The following is an 18,791-nucleotide window of genomic DNA, read 5'->3' as shown; positions in this document are numbered from 1 at the left end:
GATTTGTTTCCGTTTCTGAAAGTTCAAAAGGAACTACTGCGGACGGAAAAAATCAATTTGGTATAAAAAAAAGCAAAATGTCTAAGCAAAGAATTCTCATCAAATATGGTGGGAATGCGATGATCAATCCCCAGTTGCAGCAGGAAATTGCCGTACAGATTTTTAAACTTCAGGAAGCGGGATTTGAAGTCATCATGGTGCACGGCGGTGGGCCATTTATCAACAAAGCACTAGAAAAAGCGGCCATCAAATCAGAATTTGTGGATGGTCTCAGGGTAACGGAAGCTATAGCTTTTGCAGAAATTCAAAAAGCTCTGATCGGAGAGGTCAACGCAGACCTTGTCTCCAAACTCAATCAAAATAGATTAAAAGCCATCGGTCTTTCTGGTAAAGATGCCGGAATGGTGCAGGCCAAAAAATACCAGCACAGATCAGCTGATGGAAGCATTGTGGATTTAGGATTGGTGGGAGAAATAACCAAAATCGACGATAGCCTGATCAATTTACTTTGCGAAGCTGGCTATGTGCCAGTGGTGGCATGTGTAGCTGATGGGACTGACGGAACCTCTTACAATATCAATGCGGATACTTTTGCGGGCAAACTCGCTTCGGCTGTCAAGGCTGATCAACTCATTGTCCTGACTGATGTGGATGGACTTTTTCTAAACTACCCAGATCCAGCATCCATCATTCGTAAGCTGAATGAAGATGCTGTAAAGGCCCATTTGGGTACAACTATCCAAGGTGGAATGATTCCAAAAATTCAATCCTGCGTGCAAGCTTTGAAAGAGGGAGTTAAAAAAGCAATTATTTTAAATGGTACCAAGCCAGAGCAAATCGCTAATTATGTGATTGAAAATAAGGAAATTGGAACTACACTAACACTTTAAAGACTATGACAAATCTAGATTTATATACGAAAGACAAAGAGAATTACTTACCCACGTTCAATCGCTTCCCTTTAGCTTTTATCAAAGGAAAAGGGAGTAGGCTTTGGGATGCTGATGGCAAGGAATACATTGATTTACTGGCGGGAATAGCCGTGAACAACGTAGGTCATTGCCATCCAAAAGTCGTAAAAGCGATTCAGGAGCAGGCAGCTCAGTTGATGCATATATCTAATTTCTTTGTGAGTCCCCAGCAGGTTGCGCTGAGTGAATTACTAGTGAAAATCTCAGGTTTAGATCGGGTTTTTCTGACGAATAGTGGTTCTGAATCTGTCGAGGGAGCGATCAAAATTGCTCGAAGATATGGGCATAAGCATGGCAAAGGTGGAAAAGTTATCTCCATGCATAATTCATTTCACGGAAGAACTTTAGCTACCATCGCTGCAGGTCAAGAGAAATATCAGAAAGGATTTGGGCCCATCCCAACTGGGTTTGCTCAAGTGCCTTTTAATGATCTTGCGGCCGTAGAAGCAGCAATTGATGATGTAACTGCTGCCGTGATCGTAGAGCCAATCCAGGGTGAAGGAGGAGTTGTCCCTGCTGAGAAAGCTTATTTGGAAGGCTTGAGAAAGCTTTGTGACGAGAAAGGTGTTCTTTTGATATTTGATGAAATCCAGTGTGGAATAGGCAGAACTGGGAAATGGTTTGCAAAAGATCATTTCGGAGTGCAGCCAGATATAATGACTTTAGCCAAAGGCCTAGGTGGAGGAGTGCCAGTTGGAGCTGTACTTTGTAATGAGAAAGTAGCAAGTGCAATTGAGTTTGGAGATCACGGGACGACATTCGGTGGGAATCCACTGGTTGCAGCTTCAGCGATTGCAACTATTGAAGTGATCTTTGAGGAGCAACTGTGCAAAAGAGCCACGGAAACCAGCGACTGGCTGAGAGGCAAATTGAATGAGTTGATTGCAAAGCATGATGAACTCGAATCTGTCAGAGGTTTGGGGTTGATGCTTGGGGTGAAAATGAAATCTGAAGCAAAGCCTTATGTGATGCGTTTGTTAGAGGAAGGAATTGTAGCAAATGCAACTGCTGGAAATATTTTGAGGTTAGTTCCTGCACTGAATATAAGCAGAGATGAACTGAATATTTTCCTAGAAAAGCTGGATGAAATCTTAACTGAAACCACGGTTAGCGCCTAATATGAGCAATCAAAAATTAAAAGTAGCCATAGTCGGAGCATCTGGATTTACAGGTTCTGAGTTGGCGAGATTACTTCTCAATCACGAAGGAGTGTCCATAGAAATGATCACTTCGGAGTCTCACGTGGGCAAGCCTTTTTCGGACTTGCATCCGCAGTTTTTTACTAAGCTGGATATTCCATTGGTGGGTGCAGACGAAGTGAGTAAGCAAAAGCTGGATGTTATTTTCCTGGCTTTGCCACATGGCGTTTCCATGGATTTTGTGGCCAAATGGAAAGATTCTGGAGCGAAGATTATTGACCTTTCTGGTGATTTTAGACTTTCTACCAAAGAGGTCTATGAGGAATGGTATAACAAAAAGCACAGCTATCCTGAAGGATTTGACATCGCCGTTTATGGCTTGCCAGAGCTTTTCGCAGATAAAATAAAGTCAGCAGATCTCGTTGCAAATCCTGGTTGCTTTCCGACTGCTTCGATTCTGAGCATGGCTCCGCTTTTTGCGAAGCAATTAGTAGAGGAGAAATCTTTGATCATAGATGCTAAATCAGGTCTTACAGGAGCCGGAATCAAGGCGAGCGTGACCACGCATTTTTCCAATGTAAATGAGAACTTCAAAGCCTACGGAATCGCTGGTCATAGACACACCATTGAGATCGAGGAACAATTAGGTGCTTTGGCTGGAAATCAGACAGCCATTCAATTTACCCCGCATTTGCTGCCAGTGGATCGAGGTATTTTGGTGACGGCTTACGCCAAAATCAACGGCGAAATGAACCAGGAGAAATTGACTGAAATCTATCGGGATTTTTATAAAGACAAGCCTTTTGTCAGATTGAGAAATGAAGCTCCAGGCATCAAAGATGTGCGGGGAAGTCACTTTTGCGATATATTCCCTGTTTGGGATGCGAGAACAGAGCGTGTGATAGTTATCTCAGTTATTGATAACTTGCTTAAAGGCGCCGCTAGTCAGGCTGTTCACAATATGAATTTAATGTTTGGTTTGGCAGAGTCAGAAGGTTTGAATCAAGTGCCATTAAAACCGTAATTAAGGAAAAAATGATCAAAAATATTACCAACGTACGCGGCATAAAATGCTGGGGTGCGCACACTGGAGTGAAGTCTATGAAAAGGGATCTGGCCATTATATACTCAGAAGTTCCCGCCGCAGCTGCAGTGACTTTGACCCAAAATAAAGTGCGTGCCGAGCCTATCAAAATCACAGAAAAGAACCTCGCAAATAATAGAGCACAGGTGATCATCTGCAATGCAGGAAATGCCAATGCATGTACTGGCGATCAAGGAAGAGAGGGAGCAGAGGCAATGGTTCGGGCTACAGCAGAGGCGTTGGGGATTTCTGAAGAAGATGTGATCGTGGCTTCTACTGGTATTATTGGAGTAGAATTTCCTACAGAAGATGTAGTGGAAGGACTAAAAGTCAATATTCCCAAGCTTAGTGGAGAGTTAAAAGCCGGGTCATTTGTGGCGAATGCGATTTTAACTACTGATACTTTTGCAAAGGAAGGATTTATTGATTTTGAGTACGACGGTGTAAAGATTAATATGGGCGGAGTGGCTAAAGGATCTGGGATGATCCATCCGAATATGGCGACCATGTTGGCTTTTGTGGTAACGGATTTCAATATCGATGAAAAGTTACTGAAAGAAGCAGTTTCTTACTGTGTCGACCGCTCCTTCAACATGATCACTGTCGACGGCGATACTTCTACCAACGATATGGTAGCGGTCATGGCAAACGGATTAGCTGGGAATAGAAAAGTGAGCAGCAAAGATGATCCCGGCTATGAGGTATTCTTGGAGAAGTTGTTGGGAATCCTGACTCACTTGGCGAAACTCATCGTGTCAGATGGAGAAGGGGCTTCTAAGTTTATAGAATACAGAGTAACCAAAGCAAGAACTGAAGCTATAGCAAGGATATTTATTCGGGCGATTTCAGATTCTACTTTGGTGAAAACAGCGATGTTTGGTCGTGATCCCAACTGGGGAAGAATTATCGCGGCAGCTGGTAATGCAGGTGTTTCCTTCAATTACAAAAAAGTAAACCTCTTTATAGGTGACCAAAATCATTTGGTGCAGGTTTTGGACAAAGGCAATCCGGTGAATTTTGAGAAGTCTTATATGAAGAAGCTGCTTCGGGAGTCCCATATCCGTGTTCAGCTGGAACTGAATACAGGAGAAGAAGAAGGAATAGGCTGGGGATCTGATCTGACCACCGATTATGTGATGTTCAATTCCGTCTATTCAACTTGATGAATTGATTCATTGTAAAAATCTAGTTATCCTGCTTCTCCAGAAGCAGGATTTTTTTTACCTCAGAAAAGACCGAGAATTTCGCAGAGTGTGCAGGAAAATAAATTCAGATCTCAAAAAGCAAGATATAAGTCACTCTTTCACTTTTGAATTTCAATTCAGTAAAACTTAAGTCAGTCAATTTTCTCAAAGAAATCTTCCAGATTTACTTCGAATCCTGCGATACATTCAGATTTGACAATATCTCCGCGAGTAAAAAGTCGGGACGAAATGTATTTTCCATTGATGAGCTTATTGATCATCAACGTCTCTGTATATGGAGCAATAATCCAATATTCCTGAATTCCAGATTCCTCATAAACCTCGTATTTGTTTTGGAGCTCTTTTTTGTTGTTTCCCTTCGAAAGCACTTCGATTATTAAATCTGGTGCTCCAACACATCCAGCTTCATCCAATTTGGAACGGTCACAAACTACACATACATCAGGCTGGACAACGGTGAAAATATCTTCATTCTTATTGGACTTTACGGGCAGTCTTACGTCAAATGGAGCAATAAATACTTTGCAAGTTTTCTTTTCAAGAAATTTTAAAAGAAGCGAGCCTAGTTGAAGTACTATTTCTTGATGCTTTTTTCTCGGTGCTCCAGCAGCAGACCGAAACACTTTTCCCTTGATGAGTTCGACCATCTCATCGATCTCCCAAGTCAAATAGTCCGCATAGGAATATCTCCCGTACTCTGTAAACGGCTCTTGCACAAGATCTTTTTCATCAGATTCCATAAAAGCACTTTAAGGAAATGGTGTAAGAGTTTTGAGAAAAAAAATTTCATGCATACTGATTTCCCAAGTATGTCCGAAAATTTTAATTAGTGATGTAAAGCAGTTTGGAGACTGAATTGAGTTGAATAGAAGTCTGGAAACTTGAACCAAGTAAAAGTCCTTCGAGATTCTTAAAACCTCGTATGGACTTAAATGTATCGATCCACTTCAAAATCTTCCATTCACTGTGTGATGTCTTTCTTCAGAAATAAGGTCGTTTAATTAAGATCAATCGTATGGTGACGCACGATAACAGCAACTTCAATCTAAATCCTCAAAAAACTTTTCCAGATCTACTTCGAATCCACTGATACATTCTGATTTTATGTAATCTCCACGTGTAAAAAGTTTAGAAGGAATGTATTTCCCATGAGTAAGTGTGTAGATTAAGAAAGTCTCCTCATCTGGGTGAATCACCCAATATTCTTTCACTCCTGATTCCTCGTAAACTTCGTATTTATTCTTTAGGTCTTTTTTGATTCCCCATTTGGAAAGTACTTCTACAATCAGATCAGGGGCACCAATACAACCAGCATCATCCAATTTTGATCGATCACAAACAACACAGACATCAGGCTGGACTACAGTGAAAATATCTTCATTCTTTTTGGACTTTACGGGCAGTCTTACGTCAAATGGAGCAATAAAAGCTTCGCATGGTTTATTTTCAAGACACTTTAAAAGTGCTGCTCCTAAACGTAATACGATCTGTTGATGCTTTCTTCCAGGCGCTGCAGCAGCAGACCGAAACACTTTTCCCTTGATGAGTTCGACCATCTCATCGATCTCCCAAGTCAAATAGTCCGCATAGGAATACACGCCGTACTCTGTAAACGGCTCTTGCACAAGATCTTTCTCTTCAGAATCCATAAGAGCAATTTAAGGAAATGTAGGAAGAGTTTTGAGAAAAAACTTTCATGCTTACTGATTTCCCAAATATGTCCGAAAATTTCAATTAGTGATGCAATTCAGTCTGGAAATTGAATTGAGTTGGGTCTAGGTCTGGAGACTTGAATCAAGTAAAAGACCTTCGATGGTCTTGAAACTCCAATTGACTTACATGTATCGATCCACTTCAAAACCTTTCAATTCCAAGGTAGTGTCTTTCTGCTGGTGTAGCTCGCTGATGATTTTCCCGGAAGCTGGAGCTAAGCTAATGCCCATCATGGAATGGCCGCTGTTCACCATCACATTAATGTAGCCAGGAGCAAAACCTATGTATGGGAGTCCGTCTGGAGAGCAAGGTCTTAAGCCTTTCCAGATTTTATTTTCTTCAGGGAATTTTGCTTCGAATTCTGGGTAGTAGCGATTGATGGATTCGAAGATTCCTTTTACCCTGTTAAGATTTACATTTAGATTGGTGCCGGCGATTTCCATGGTTCCACCAAATCGAATATGATCTCCATAAGGACTTACCGCTACCTTCATTTCTGTCAAGATAGAGGATTGCATGATTTCAGGCTTATTTTCCTGAAGAAAAGAATAACCTTTTCCACCCATCATTGGCAGCTTAAACCCCAGCAAATCTGCCAACTCTCCAGACCAAGAACCTCCAGCGAGTATTACTTTCTCGACATCAATCTTTCCTTTGTCAGTGATCACAGCTTTCACTGCATTACCGCTTTTTTCAAATCCCGTCACTTGCGTATGTGGATGGAATTTCACTCCTTTTTCCGATAAATATTCTTTCAGAAATCCATACAATTTCCCCGGATCCAAGTGCGCATCTCCAGGAAATCTAACGGCTCCACGAGCTTTCACTTCCAGATTTGGTTCGAAAGTCCTTATATCTTCTCGTGTCAGAATATCTGCTTGCAATCCATTCGCATTTGCAAGATGAGCACATTCGATTTCCTCTTTCTCGACTGCCTGAGTCTGATAGATCATCATCAACCCTTTTTCCTGTATACCAATAGCTGAATCCGGATGCTCGTCCCGAAATTCCTGATAGAGCGCTTTGCTCAGCAAACTGAGGTTTTTCAACACGGGAACACTACGCTCCACATGGGCAGGATTGGCAGCTTTATAAAATTGATAGCACCACTTCAGAAGTTTGGCATCCAGTCGTGGGTGGATGTAGAAAGGACTTTTGGAAGAAAACATCCAAGAAATCCCCTTACTGATCATTCCAGGTGCAGCCAGCGGGATAATGTGGCTTGGTACGATCATGCCTGCATTGCCCGTGGAGCAATTCACTTGCATGTCGCCCTGATCGATTACCTCAACTTCAATCCCTTCTTTTTGTAGAAAATACGCGGAAAACAGGCCGATTATTCCGCCTCCTATGATGATGGTTGTTTTCATTTATCTAGTACTAAGTATCATGTACAAAGTACCAAGTATGTCAAATGCTAACGATGCTTTGTACTTGGAACCTTGTATTTTGTACAATTTATATAACTTGGAATCCATGTACATACGGGTCGTCATCGTCCAGGATGATGGTGTTATATCCGTAAACTTGTGCCCAACCTTCAATGCTTGGAATGATAGCTGGCTTTCCGCCTATTTCTGTTACTTCTTCGATTCTACCGATGAATTTTGATCCGATAAAGCTCTCGTGAATAAAGTCTTCGCCGAGCTTCAAAAGTCCTTTTGCATACCACTGCGCAAGTCTAGCTGAGGTTCCAGTGCCGCAAGGCGAGCGGTCAATTGCTTTATCACCGTAGAACACGGCATTTCTTGCAGTACTCGTCGCGTCTAGCGTTTTGCCTGTCCAAAGTACATGAGAAAGTCCTCTGATCGCCGGCTGCTCTGGGTGAACAAACTCGTATTTCTCATTCATCTTTTGGCGAAGCGAACGAGCCATAGAGATCAGTTGCTCAGCTTTGAAATGCTCTAAGCCTGGGAAGTTTTCCTGCGGATCTATGATACAGTAGAAGTTGCCGCCATAAGAAACATCCACGGTGAGTTTGCCGAGTTCATCGGATACTATTTCCATACCTTCAGCTGCCAGAAAGCTTTTTACATTCGTCAGCTTGACTGATTTTACTTTTCGACCTTCTTGCTTGTATTCTACGAGAACCAAACCAGCTGGTGTTTCTAGTCTAAGCTTTCCTGGAATTCTAGGGTAAATCAAACCTTCCTCAATCGCGATCGTCACAGTTCCGATAGTTCCGTGACCACACATCGGCAGGCAGCCGCTAGTCTCTATAAAGAGTACCGCCACGTCATTTTCTGGATTGTGGGGAGGGAAAAGCATGGAGCCGGACATCATGTCGTGACCTCTTGGCTCGAACATCAGTCCAGTCCTGATCCAATCGTAGTTTTCAAGAAAATACTGGCGTTTTTCCAATATGTTTTCACCTTTCAAAAAGGGAACTCCGCCTGAAACCAATCGCACGGGATTGCCACAAGTATGGGCGTCGATGCAGGAGAAAGTGTGTCTTGTTGACATGAATTAATACAAGATTGTAATTTGGAGAGATTGTAAAATTGGGGGTTAAAAACTCAAACTTAAATGTGGTATAGTGTTTTAAATCCTTCACGTTTACTTATTAAATCTAAGATTGAAGTCCCTCAAGATCTCGTAAGTCCCAAATCCAACCTCGTAAATACTTAGATTTTCTCCACTGTAAACTTGCCATTGATCTGTCTTGTGATTCCCAGTGGATTTGCGTTTTTCAATGCATCAGGAAGCAAATCGGCTGGCATATCTTGGAGTGCAATAGGTCTGGCAAAACGCTTAATCGCGTGAGCTCCAACGGAGGTGCTATTTGAACTAGTCGTGGAAGGGAAAGGTCCGCCATGCTGCATCGCATAGCCTACTTCTACTCCGGTAGGAACTCCACCGAATAGCAATCGTCCACATTTCTCTTCCAATAAATTGATCAACTCAGTGTTGGCTTTCAGTTCAGAAGTGTCTGCCCAAAGGGTAATTGTAAGCTGCCCGTGAAGCTTTTTGGCAACTCCTTTTAACTCTGCTTCATTTTCGTAGACCACCATCAAGGCAAATGAACCAAATACTTCCTGCTGGAAAAGATTATCTGCGATCCAGTCAGCGGCTTTGATTTCAGCTAAAGCCGGGCTTACATTGATCAGGTGCTTTGCGTCGGGTACTTTTACCCAATTCAGCTCAGGTCTTGTCTTTAGATTGTCCAGCGCTGAGTAGTAAGAATCAGCAATTCCCTCGTGAAGCATAGGCGATCCTGCTGCTTCTTGCAAAGATTCAGATACGGCATTTTTAAATCGACCTGCCAATTCTTTTGGCACGAAAATCAACCCAGGATTAGTACAAAATTGTCCAGCTCCTAGCGTGAGTGAACCTACAAAGCTTTGCGCCATTGGAATTAATTCATTGCCTAAACGCTGAGGAAAGGTGAAAATCGGATTTACAGAGCCCATTTCAGCATAGACTGGGATTGGTTCGTCACGATCACTTGCAATGTTAAAGAGAGATTTTCCTGCTCCAAATGAACCAGTAAAGGCAACTGCTTTTGCTAAAGGATGCTTCACGAGATCCTGTCCCATTTTCACTCCGCCTTCCACGTGGGTGAAGACTCCTTCCTGCAAACCAGATTTTTTGACTGCCTGAGAAATGCATTCACCTACAAATTTTGAAGTGTCTGGATGCGCTGGGTGTCCTTTGTAGATCACCGGACATCCGGCTGCTAAAGCTGAGATGGTGTCTCCGCCTGCTGTAGAAAATGCCAACGGGAAATTACTTGCGCCAAAAACCACCACGGGCCCGATTGGAATAAGCATTCTACGAATGTCTGCTTTTGGCATTGGAGATCTTTTGGGATCGGCGGGATCGATAGTCGCTTCCACCCAACTTCCTTCTCTAAGTTGATTTGCGAAAAGCTTAATCTGGCCAGTTGTACGCCCTAATTCCCCATTAATTCTACCTTCTGGAAGATTCGATTCTTTTACTGCCATTAGCACAATTGCACCTCTGTTTCCTTCTAGGATTTCTGCGATTTTCTCCAAAAAATCAGCTTTCTTACTCCCTGAGAGATTTTTATAAGATAGAAATGCTTCTTGAGCGGCTGAAAATATTGTATCGAGATTCATAAGCTTGTAAAATTTGAATGTTAAAAGATTAGTAAGAATTCTGACCAAAATGAGTAGAATAAAACTGAAGAATTAACATGCTTTGCTTCTTGGTTCTTCAGTCCCACTTCTAAACACTATAATCTACAATTTAGGTCTATTAGCCAAACCATCGGTAATGATTTTCTCTACTCTTGCTCTTTCTTCTCCGATCAATGTAAGTCTTGGAGCTCTCACGTGCTCACTTCCAATACCGCAATGTTGCTCTGCCAGCTTGATATATTGAACCAACTTAGGGTGAATGTCAAGTTCTAAAAGAGGCAGGAACCAACGATAGATTTCTCTGGCTTCTTCGTTTTTGCCTTCGTTGATTAACTTGAAAATAGTTACGGTTTCCTTCGGAAAGGCACAAACCAAACCAGCAACCCAGCCATCTGCTCCCATTACCAATTCTTCCATCGCTAGTGTATCTACTCCGCAAAGCAATTTGAAACGATAGCCGAATCTATTTCTCATGCGGGTCACATTGGAGATGTCACGAGTGGATTCTTTGATAGCTTGAATGTTTTCACATTCTTCCAATTCGGCAAACATTTCGATCGTCACCAAGGTTTTATAGTCAATTGGATTATTATAGATCATGATCGGAAGATCAGTGCTATTCGCTACCGCTTTGAAGTAGGCTACAACTTCTCTTGCATCAGCCGCATATCGCATGGGAGGAAGGATCATCAGTCCAGCAGCGCCAAGTTCTTTGGCTTTTGCTGCCCAAAATAGCGCGTCTTGAGTAGCTCCTTCAGCGATATTCAAGATTACTGGGACTTTGCCGTCAATATAGTTAACAGTTTCACGGGTAAGAGTGATTTTCTCTTCCTGAGAAAGTACGGAGCTTTCGCCAAGCGTACCACCAAGGATAATCCCGTGAACACCGGATGCCATTTGGAAGTCAATGTTTTTGAAAAATAGAGCCATATCTAAACTTCCGTCAGCATGGAATTTAGTCGTCACAGCGGGGAATACACCTTTCCAGTTCATAGTGTTTTTTCTCTCAAAATTAGTTGATGGATTTGGCGAAGGAAAGTTTTCATTTAATAAATAATGACTCAATATTGACTAATAATTCTTTAAAATTGAAAATATTATATAATCTAAGCCTATTTTAACTTATGAGTAAAGTGATTTCCTTTCAGATTCCCAAGTCTGAAAATACGTTTATTCAGTATCAGGAAGATAGGGGAAAGCATTTCTACAACAACCTTCATCTGCACCCTCAAGCCCAATTAACCCTCATTGTAGAAGGTAGGGGTCAACTTCTAGTTGGCGATTATGTTGGGAGGTTTGAGCAAGGAGATATGTATTTATTGGCTGAGAGCATCCCGCATGTTTTTCGCAGTGATGCTGATTATTTCCAGGAGGAAAGCGACCTCAAGATTGGAGGAAACACCATTTTTTTTGATTTTAAGGCAGTGAGTAAAGCTTTTGCGGAGGTAGAAGATTTTTTTGAACTCACTCATCTGAATGAAAAAATTACAGGATCTTTTAAAATCATCGGAGATACTAAGGATGAAATAGCGAAGGTGGTTTATCGATTTGGAGATTATTCAGGCCTTACAAGGCTTAGCCATTGCATTCATATTTTATCGCTTTTGGACTTTAATTCTGATGATTTGGTTGCACTAAATCAGATTCCAGTAATGCGATCGATGACTGAAAGGGATGGTCGGCGAATGGATCAGGTGATGAGATTTATATTGGACAATAGCACTAGACAGATCAGCTTAGAGGAAGTGGCCGAGCAGGCATATATGAGCAAAGAGGCATTTTGCAGATTTTTTAAGCTCAGGACGAGAAGGACTTTTACTCAATATGTCCAGCAGTTGAGAATTACAGAAGCCAAGAAGCTACTTCTGGAGACTGATAAGAGTATCTCGGAGATTTCGTATAAAGTGGGTTTTCAAACCTTATCGCATTTCAATAAAACTTTCAAAAGTCTTACAGAAATGACACCCAAAGACTGGCGTAAACTGGAATAATGAAAAGCGCAGGAATGGCTTGCATGAGAACAAAATTCCCCAATATCGGGAGGGGATACTTTTTTGTTTTCTGCTTTTCTCTCTTTATTTATAGATGTGAAGATCTGTTAAAAGCCTTTATACTAGAGATTAATAGATTTTCAATTTAGTTGCAACCGCTCGTGGCATCTGCTTTGGCTATAAAGTCGAAAACAAACTAACTATGAAAAAAATAATCTTATCAGTGACTTTAATGATGGCCGTTTTTGCCGCTTTCGCACAGACAACACGCGAGATTGAAGATATCAACGATGACAATTCTTGGCTGAAACTAGGTCTTAACCTGGGAGTTCCTGTAGGAGATATAGGTGACTATTCTTCATTCGCTTTTGGGTTCGAAGTAGCTGGTCAATTTATGAGAACAGATAATTTTGGGCTTGGTGCGGTCTCAGGTTATACCAAATATTTTAAGAATTCGGACGTCGCAGGTACTCAAGACTTCGGTGCAATTCCACTAGGATTGATGCTGAGATATTATCCTGAGCCATCAGGGTTCTTCGTGGGTACTGATGTCGGATACACCTTTTTGACAGGGGATATATTGAGTGATGGAGGTTTTTATATCAGACCTCAAGTAGGTTATCACAATTACGACTGGAATATATTTGCTTTCTATAATCAGGTATTTACTTCAGACCCTGCAGCTGATATTCAGACTATCGGTGTGGCTGCGACTTATAATATTAGATTCAAATAAAAACTAACAACCCATGAAAAATCAATTGAAAAAGTACTCGCTGAGTTTATTTTCATTTCTATTGACTATGTTCTTTTCAGCCGCGGCATTTGCGCAAGATGGCGGATTGGATATCGATGTTAATATCGGGAAAGAGGAATGGTATCAACAGCCATGGGCATGGATAGTAGGTGGAGCAATATTTGTTTTAATACTGGTTGCTCTGTTGCGAAAGAGAAAATAGGCAGTTTCGTAAATTAAAAAAGGTCACCTGCAATTGTGCAGGTGACCTTTTTTTGAAAGAAATTCCGAAACCTCGCTTTGAATGATTTTTTGAATTTTAGCCCAGGTTTGCCCTTTCAAACTTACTGGATTTTCATCCTCGTCAGCATCAGAAAAGTAGGTCATTACCTGAGGTACTGAGATCAAAAGGTTCTGAGTGCTGTATTTTTTCTTGTGGGCGTTGATAAAATCTCTGACAGCGTAATGTTTCAGAAGCTCGGCGATGTCCCAAAAATCCTTTTTTTTCGCACGGCCTAAAACTGCCTGAGTTTCATGGCCATAATGTCCTGATTAGAGAAAAACCGGATGTCGTCAATAGTCTCTTTGGCTCCAATCAAAGGATGAGGATGACGAACGATATCAACTTTCACATCTTCCAGGTAACAAAAAATTCCGAAGTCCTTTGGAACCTCCTCCATGATGAAAGAAGAACCAAACTCTCTATTTAGTGCCTTTTCGATATCTAAGTTTAAGAAGTCAGAGTTGGAAAAAAGATCCAAATCCACAGAAATTCTATGGCCAAACTTTAAGGAATGTGCTGTTCCACCTACCAATCCGAAACTTTCCAGCTCCGGGATTTTCATTAGGGATTTCAGTAAGGAAAAAGTCCTGGGTTTGACTGTCTGAGTTTGTAGCATCTGAAATCTTCTAAAGGTCTGTCGATCACGGCGGCAGCGAGATACATTCTTATTTCAGGTAGAAATTTCGCATTCAGCAATACTTCTGATACTTTTTCATCTCCATAGTACCTCCTACAATTACGGATATCCGGTACATCGCCCCGCTCAAAAACACGTTCGATGACGAATTTGGCTTTCTTGTCGTAGTCAAGATTTTCGAAGTCCACGTCCCAAAAGATTCTTTTATGAAATATGGTTTGGGTTTGTCGCTCATGTTATTTCAAAGTTCAACAATACAAGATTCAAAACAAAAGCTCCGAGGAGCTTTTGGGTTTATTCGACTTCCACACTAGTCGAATTATCGTCAGGAATTCGATCTATCAATTTATTGTAAGGATCAATTCCAGCTTTAGCAGGTTCTCCTTTCACCCTGATAGTAAGGGTGGTCTCACCAGGCTTGAGTTTGTATTTCTGGACAAAAAGAGGATTAACTCGGTCTTTTCCATTCTCGTCCTTGTCATCTGCTGCGAAGATACCTACGTCGATATAATCACCCTCATATGACGCATCAGATTCTTTTCCTGCAGAGTCAGCATAGAGTTTTTGAGACCTCAATTTGATAGTTACATCATATTCTCCATCGGAAATTTTTGTTGCCGTCACTTCTTCGGCTTTATTATCATAGAGTGTGATTTTGTTCCAAGTATCATCTAGATAATACTTTAGGCTGTCTGGCGTGTGTGCATTCAGATGTCTATATAGATCAGCGCTTCCAGGGAATGGAGGTGTAAGCTTCAAGCCAAATTCAGCATTGAAATTATATAAAGCGCTATCTATCGCTTCTTCTCCGATCAAATCCCTCAAACCGTATAAAATCAAACTCCCCTTTTGATACCATTGGTAGGATCGATTTGTGTTGATAAAGACATTTTCCTTTTTGCTCTCGCTGGATCTTCCACGCAGATAACCGTCTAGTTCATCTTTCAGGAAGCGCCTCATATTCTCTTTACCATATTTTCTTTCAGTAAGTACCAATGCAGAATATTCGGCCAACGCCTCTGAGATCAAATTTGATCCACGAGTATAATTTGGAGTAATCTGATGTCCCCACCATTGATGTGCAAGTTCGTGAGCAGTCACATAATACACATAGTCAAAGCTATTAGGATCGGAGAAATCTGCTACCCAACCAAAGTCCTCGCTAAAAGGCACTGTATTTGGAAATGACTGTGCAAAACCAGCATACCTCGGAAATTCCAAAATCCTCATTTGACGGAATTGGAACGGGCCATAGGTTTCCGAGAAATAAGTTAATCCATCTTTGTAGGACTTTACAAACCGATCCAGATTGTACTCGTGACCTTTTTGATAATAGATCTCTATATCAATTTCTTGTCCACTAGGCAAATTTGTTTTATCCCTGAGAACCTCGAATTCAGCAGATAGCACTGAGAAAAATGATTGAATTGGCGTGTCTTGAATGTAATGGAAATAACGACGTCCTTCTTCTTCCCACTCTTTTTGCAAGTACCCCGGCGCAATAGCGATCTGGCTTGGGATGGTACTTACTGTGGCTTCAAACTGAATCAAATCGGCTTCATCGGAGAAAAGCAGGGTGTTTGTTCCATAAGGATCATCATGAGGTGGAAGATCTTCCGGTTTCTCAGTCAACTCATATTCTCTTCGTTTTTCGTCGCTGTCCAACTCATTTTCAGAAGAATAACCAATATCAGGCATGCCTCCTGCGATGAAAGAACCATTATAAACCAACTCTCTTCCAAAGCCTGAATTTGGGAACTCATCATTGATTACTTTGCTTTTGATGACTAGCTCAAGCGTGTCACCAGGCATCATAGTTTTAGGAAGTGCAGTGATCTTGTACCATTCCTTTTGTTCTTTTTTGCCAAAGATTTGAAATTTACTTGGCTCATAAACCAACGGGAATCTATAAGGCAACTCAGCATCATTGTATAAAACCTCAAATGAGGTCAGGCTTCCACTATTGAAATGCACAGAATCTATCGGCAGGTCAGTTTTATTCACTAGCTCCACCTTTGCTTCGAAATAGGCATCTCGCTCCAAGGGATAAAGGTCAGCCTTTAAGTTCACCTTAGTGATTTTAGGCTGCGGTATAAACTCATAATGCTTCAGTTGCTTTTCATAAGCTACTTGTCTCAATTCGCCTTCATCGCTGGTTCTATAGCTATTTACATATACCGTGGAATTATAAATGTATGCTCCGGATAAAATAGCTATTAGAAGAAATGCATAAGAAACCAGCGCTGTTTTTTTACCAAGTTTATTCTTTGCAGTATTTATTCTACTTTTCAAGGAATTGTCCATTCCTCTGCTGAAGAAAATGCTGAAGAATAAGATCAGGAAGATTCCGAATGCTGTCCAGTATAGATTGAACCAGAAAAGAGGTTCCCCGAAATGTCCCAAGCCATTCATGTCGCTCCAGCGATAGCCTGGCTTATAGGAGAAAAAGAAGAGGTTGAAATCGTATCCTGCAAAATCCCGCAGGATGATAATCGAAACCCAAACGCCAATCGCTGCCGCATGTCCGGCGAATTTATTGTTTACTAATAGATGCACTGCAAATACCAGCATGACCATTTGCAGGTAATCTGGGAGGGAGATGAGGTAGCTATCCACCAAGTAAACCCCGAGGTCATAATTGAAATAGCCCTTCAGCGTCTGTATGATGATGCCAACAATAATCGGAAGTGTTGTCAATAGCAGGCAGACAAATGCCATCCCGGAAAACTTGGAAGCGATGACCGCACCGTCTTTTACCGGGAAAGTGTCATTAATAACCGAATATCCAGAAGCCTTGTCTCTATGGAGTGTTTCTCCTGTGAAAAAGACAATGATGATGAAGACGAAGAGATTGTAATCAAAGGTCTTGTATTCCATCAGGAAGGAAGTGGATGGGAAATTCGGTACACTATAAAGCGTGTTTCCTATCCAAAAATCCAAGATCAAAAAGACCATTCCACCCAGTAAAATTGACCTGAAATAGACATCTTTCGTTATATTCTGAATTTCAATTTTTGTGAGTGTTAGGAAGCTTTTCCACTGATAGTTTCCTGCAAAACTGGCTTTGGAAATCACCTGGGATAGATTTGGAACAAAAGCCTTCTCTACCTCCTTTTTAGTTTTTTTCTGGACAGTTTTGAAGAAATAGCTAAAGCTAAATCGGAAGTAAGCAGCTATGAAAAAAACCAAGCCGATTCCTGACCAGAGCAATCTGTTAAGCAGGAGATTTCCTGTCAAGGGAAGAATAAAATTGTTCTGCTCAAAAGGTGTCAAATACCTCGTTTGATAATTGAAAGTATTCAGCCCAAATGGATCCAAGAGCTGGACTAGGTCTTTGTTTTCGATATCACTTGCAAGGAAATTTGCCAGCAAATAAGCGATGAAAACTACGATTCCGCCGGAGTAAATCGATTTGATATTACGGGTGAAAACAATCAACGCAAAGAATAAAGTTGCTGCAAACCATAAGTTTGGTAGCGTCAGCGTCAGCCAAGGCTGAAGGTAGTTCATCAGTTCATTTGGCCCATACCGCAAAGCATCAGTGCCAAAGAGGGGGCCTAGTAAACTTCCAAGAAATATCCCAATTAAGCTCCCCAAGGAGATAAATAGAAGTGTGACAAATGACCCCCAAAACCTACCCATGAAATAGGCGAATTTGGAAATAGGATAACTGAAGAGAAAGGTACCCGTTTTGTGCTCCAGATCCCGATAAAGCGGAACTCCCATCACAGCAGAGGCTATCAAGATTCCAAAAAGAGAAATCAAAAGCTGGAGATTGGCTATAACGATAGGGGCATTATGATAAACTTTTTCGGAAGCAGGAGTATTTCCGAACCCGATCAGCAGCGTGGCTACGACCAGCAATAGTCCAAAGTAGATATAAGTAGCCGGTCGACTAAACCGGTATCTCAGCTCAAAAATGAAGATGTCTAAAAACATATCTGAAAGCTTAGATGGTAATAGGATCTACTTTTTTGGAAATATTACTGAAATAGACATCTTCCAGATCCGCTGGAACTGCCTCAAAACCATTCGCAGGATCAGTATCACTTTCTATTCTTAGGCTAAGACGACCTTCAATCAGTTTGGTGGAGATCACTTGATATTCATTTCTGTAGCTGTCGAGTTCATCTTTATTGATGGCTTTTTTGAAGATTTTCCCCTGTACTTTGGCTATTCCTTCTTTAGGCTGGCCTTGCATGAGCACTTCTCCCTGGCAGATGATTGCCATGTTGGAGCAAAGTGTATTTACATCCTCTACGATATGAGTGGATAGAATTACGATGGTGTTTTCTCCGATTTCTGAAAGTAGATTGTAAAATCTGTTTCTTTCCGAAGGGTCAAGTCCGGCAGTGGGTTCATCCACGATTATTAGTGAAGGGCTGCCTACCAAAGCCTGAGCGATTCCAAATCGCTGGCGCATTCCTCCTGAAAAAGTACCCAATCCTTTTTTGCGGTCTTTGAAGAGATTCACTTTTTGCAGCAGGCTTTCTACCAAGTCCTTTCGCTCTGATTTCTTGCCTATTCCTTTCATCTGAGCAATGTGATCGAGCATTACTTCGGCATTGATTCGAGGATATAATCCAAAGTCCTGAGGCAAATAGCCAAGCCTTTCTCTCACAGCTTGTTTATCTTCCAATACATTGATCTCATCGAGCATAATACTTCCGCTGTCCGCGTCCTGCAGTGTAGCGATAGTCCGCATGAGGGTGGATTTGCCTGCTCCGTTTGGCCCAAGCAAGCCGAACATTCCCTGAGGTACGTTCAGCGATACATCATTTAAAGCCCTTACGCCGTTTGGGTAGGTCTTTGACAGATTGTTAATCTTTAATTCCATAATGAAAGGGGTTGTTGTGGTATTGCTCATTCTCAGGCCAAAAAATTGCCGTCAGAAGAAAGAACAACGGGTAAAAATTAAATAGTAAATCTTTA

Annotated in this window: 17 protein-coding genes; 7 read left to right on the top strand and 10 right to left on the bottom strand. The window is 41.5% G+C overall.

Annotation, left to right across the window (positions count from 1 at the left end):
- Window positions 1-77 precede the first annotated feature (77 nt).
- The 4 genes from argB to argJ are packed head-to-tail and all read left to right on the top strand — an operon-like array spanning window position 78 to window position 4,357.
- Window positions 78-890 (top strand): acetylglutamate kinase, encoded by an 813-nt coding sequence (gene argB / locus BVH04_RS00760; protein ID WP_086539423.1) that lies wholly within the window; start codon window positions 78-80, stop codon window positions 888-890.
- A 5-nt stretch (window positions 891-895) separates the two neighbouring features.
- A complete protein-coding gene (locus BVH04_RS00755; protein WP_086539422.1) occupies window positions 896-2,089 on the top strand; it encodes an aspartate aminotransferase family protein in 1,194 nt (397 codons plus the stop codon).
- A 1-nt stretch (window position 2,090) separates the two neighbouring features.
- A complete protein-coding gene (gene argC / locus BVH04_RS00750) occupies window positions 2,091-3,134 on the top strand; it encodes an N-acetyl-gamma-glutamyl-phosphate reductase (RefSeq protein WP_086539421.1) in 1,044 nt (347 codons plus the stop codon).
- Window positions 3,135-3,145: 11 nt separating this feature from the next.
- On the top strand, window positions 3,146-4,357 hold the full coding sequence (gene argJ / locus BVH04_RS00745; protein WP_086539420.1) for a bifunctional glutamate N-acetyltransferase/amino-acid acetyltransferase ArgJ: 1,212 nt from the start codon (window positions 3,146-3,148) through the stop codon (window positions 4,355-4,357).
- 173 nt (window positions 4,358-4,530) lie between these two features.
- Here the strand turns inward: argJ and BVH04_RS00740 are convergent, their stop codons facing one another.
- The 6 genes from BVH04_RS00740 to BVH04_RS00715 form a co-directional block, all read right to left on the bottom strand.
- Window positions 4,531-5,139 (bottom strand): Uma2 family endonuclease, encoded by a 609-nt coding sequence (locus BVH04_RS00740; RefSeq protein ID WP_086539419.1) that lies wholly within the window; start codon window positions 5,137-5,139, stop codon window positions 4,531-4,533.
- Between the two features lie 300 nt (window positions 5,140-5,439).
- Window positions 5,440-6,048 (bottom strand): Uma2 family endonuclease, encoded by a 609-nt coding sequence (locus tag BVH04_RS00735; RefSeq protein WP_086539418.1) that lies wholly within the window; start codon window positions 6,046-6,048, stop codon window positions 5,440-5,442.
- A gap of 186 nt (window positions 6,049-6,234) precedes the next feature.
- A complete protein-coding gene (locus BVH04_RS00730; RefSeq protein ID WP_086539417.1) occupies window positions 6,235-7,482 on the bottom strand; it encodes an NAD(P)/FAD-dependent oxidoreductase in 1,248 nt (415 codons plus the stop codon).
- 88 nt (window positions 7,483-7,570) lie between these two features.
- The gene (locus tag BVH04_RS00725; protein WP_086539416.1) at window positions 7,571-8,575 is read right to left on the bottom strand and encodes a 4-hydroxyproline epimerase; all 1,005 of its coding nucleotides are present in this window, start codon (window positions 8,573-8,575) and stop codon (window positions 7,571-7,573) included.
- A gap of 161 nt (window positions 8,576-8,736) precedes the next feature.
- Entirely contained in the window at window positions 8,737-10,191 is a 1,455-nt protein-coding gene (locus BVH04_RS00720) for an aldehyde dehydrogenase (NADP(+)) (protein ID WP_086539415.1), read from the bottom strand.
- 123 nt (window positions 10,192-10,314) lie between these two features.
- Window positions 10,315-11,205, bottom strand: a complete 891-nt coding sequence (locus tag BVH04_RS00715) for a dihydrodipicolinate synthase family protein (RefSeq protein ID WP_086539414.1) — start codon at window positions 11,203-11,205, stop codon at window positions 10,315-10,317.
- Window positions 11,206-11,336: 131 nt separating this feature from the next.
- On the opposite strand from BVH04_RS00715, the gene BVH04_RS00710 reads away from it, so the two are divergent.
- The 3 genes from BVH04_RS00710 (at window position 11,337) to BVH04_RS24990 (ending at window position 13,162) form a co-directional block, all read left to right on the top strand.
- Window positions 11,337-12,203, top strand: coding sequence for an AraC family transcriptional regulator (locus BVH04_RS00710; protein WP_086539413.1), 867 nt, complete (start codon window positions 11,337-11,339; stop codon window positions 12,201-12,203).
- A gap of 202 nt (window positions 12,204-12,405) precedes the next feature.
- On the top strand, window positions 12,406-12,939 hold the full coding sequence (locus BVH04_RS00705) for a hypothetical protein (RefSeq protein ID WP_086539412.1): 534 nt from the start codon (window positions 12,406-12,408) through the stop codon (window positions 12,937-12,939).
- 13 nt (window positions 12,940-12,952) lie between these two features.
- Complete coding sequence (locus BVH04_RS24990) at window positions 12,953-13,162, top strand: hypothetical protein (RefSeq protein WP_140160494.1); 210 nt, start codon at window positions 12,953-12,955, stop codon at window positions 13,160-13,162.
- A gap of 292 nt (window positions 13,163-13,454) precedes the next feature.
- Here BVH04_RS24990 and BVH04_RS00700 read toward each other — a convergent pair whose 3' ends face one another.
- The 4 genes from BVH04_RS00700 to BVH04_RS00685 form a co-directional block, all read right to left on the bottom strand.
- A complete protein-coding gene (locus BVH04_RS00700; protein WP_086539411.1) occupies window positions 13,455-13,784 on the bottom strand; it encodes a nucleotidyl transferase AbiEii/AbiGii toxin family protein in 330 nt (109 codons plus the stop codon).
- An 8-nt stretch (window positions 13,785-13,792) separates the two neighbouring features.
- Window positions 13,793-14,059: a DUF6922 domain-containing protein gene (locus tag BVH04_RS00695; protein ID WP_394335221.1), complete on the bottom strand. Its 267-nt coding sequence runs from the start codon at window positions 14,057-14,059 to the stop codon at window positions 13,793-13,795.
- A gap of 94 nt (window positions 14,060-14,153) precedes the next feature.
- Window positions 14,154-17,798, bottom strand: coding sequence for an ABC transporter permease/M1 family aminopeptidase (locus tag BVH04_RS00690; RefSeq protein WP_086539409.1), 3,645 nt, complete (start codon window positions 17,796-17,798; stop codon window positions 14,154-14,156).
- A 10-nt stretch (window positions 17,799-17,808) separates the two neighbouring features.
- Complete coding sequence (locus BVH04_RS00685) at window positions 17,809-18,696, bottom strand: ABC transporter ATP-binding protein (RefSeq protein ID WP_086539408.1); 888 nt, start codon at window positions 18,694-18,696, stop codon at window positions 17,809-17,811.
- Between the last annotated feature and the right edge of the window lie 95 nt (window positions 18,697-18,791).

This window comes from Algoriphagus antarcticus, from assembly GCF_002150685.1.
GTDB classification, from domain to species: domain Bacteria; phylum Bacteroidota; class Bacteroidia; order Cytophagales; family Cyclobacteriaceae; genus Algoriphagus; species Algoriphagus antarcticus.
The sequence above is the reverse complement of the archived record's forward strand: the minus strand, read 5'-3'. Positions and strand labels throughout refer to the sequence as shown.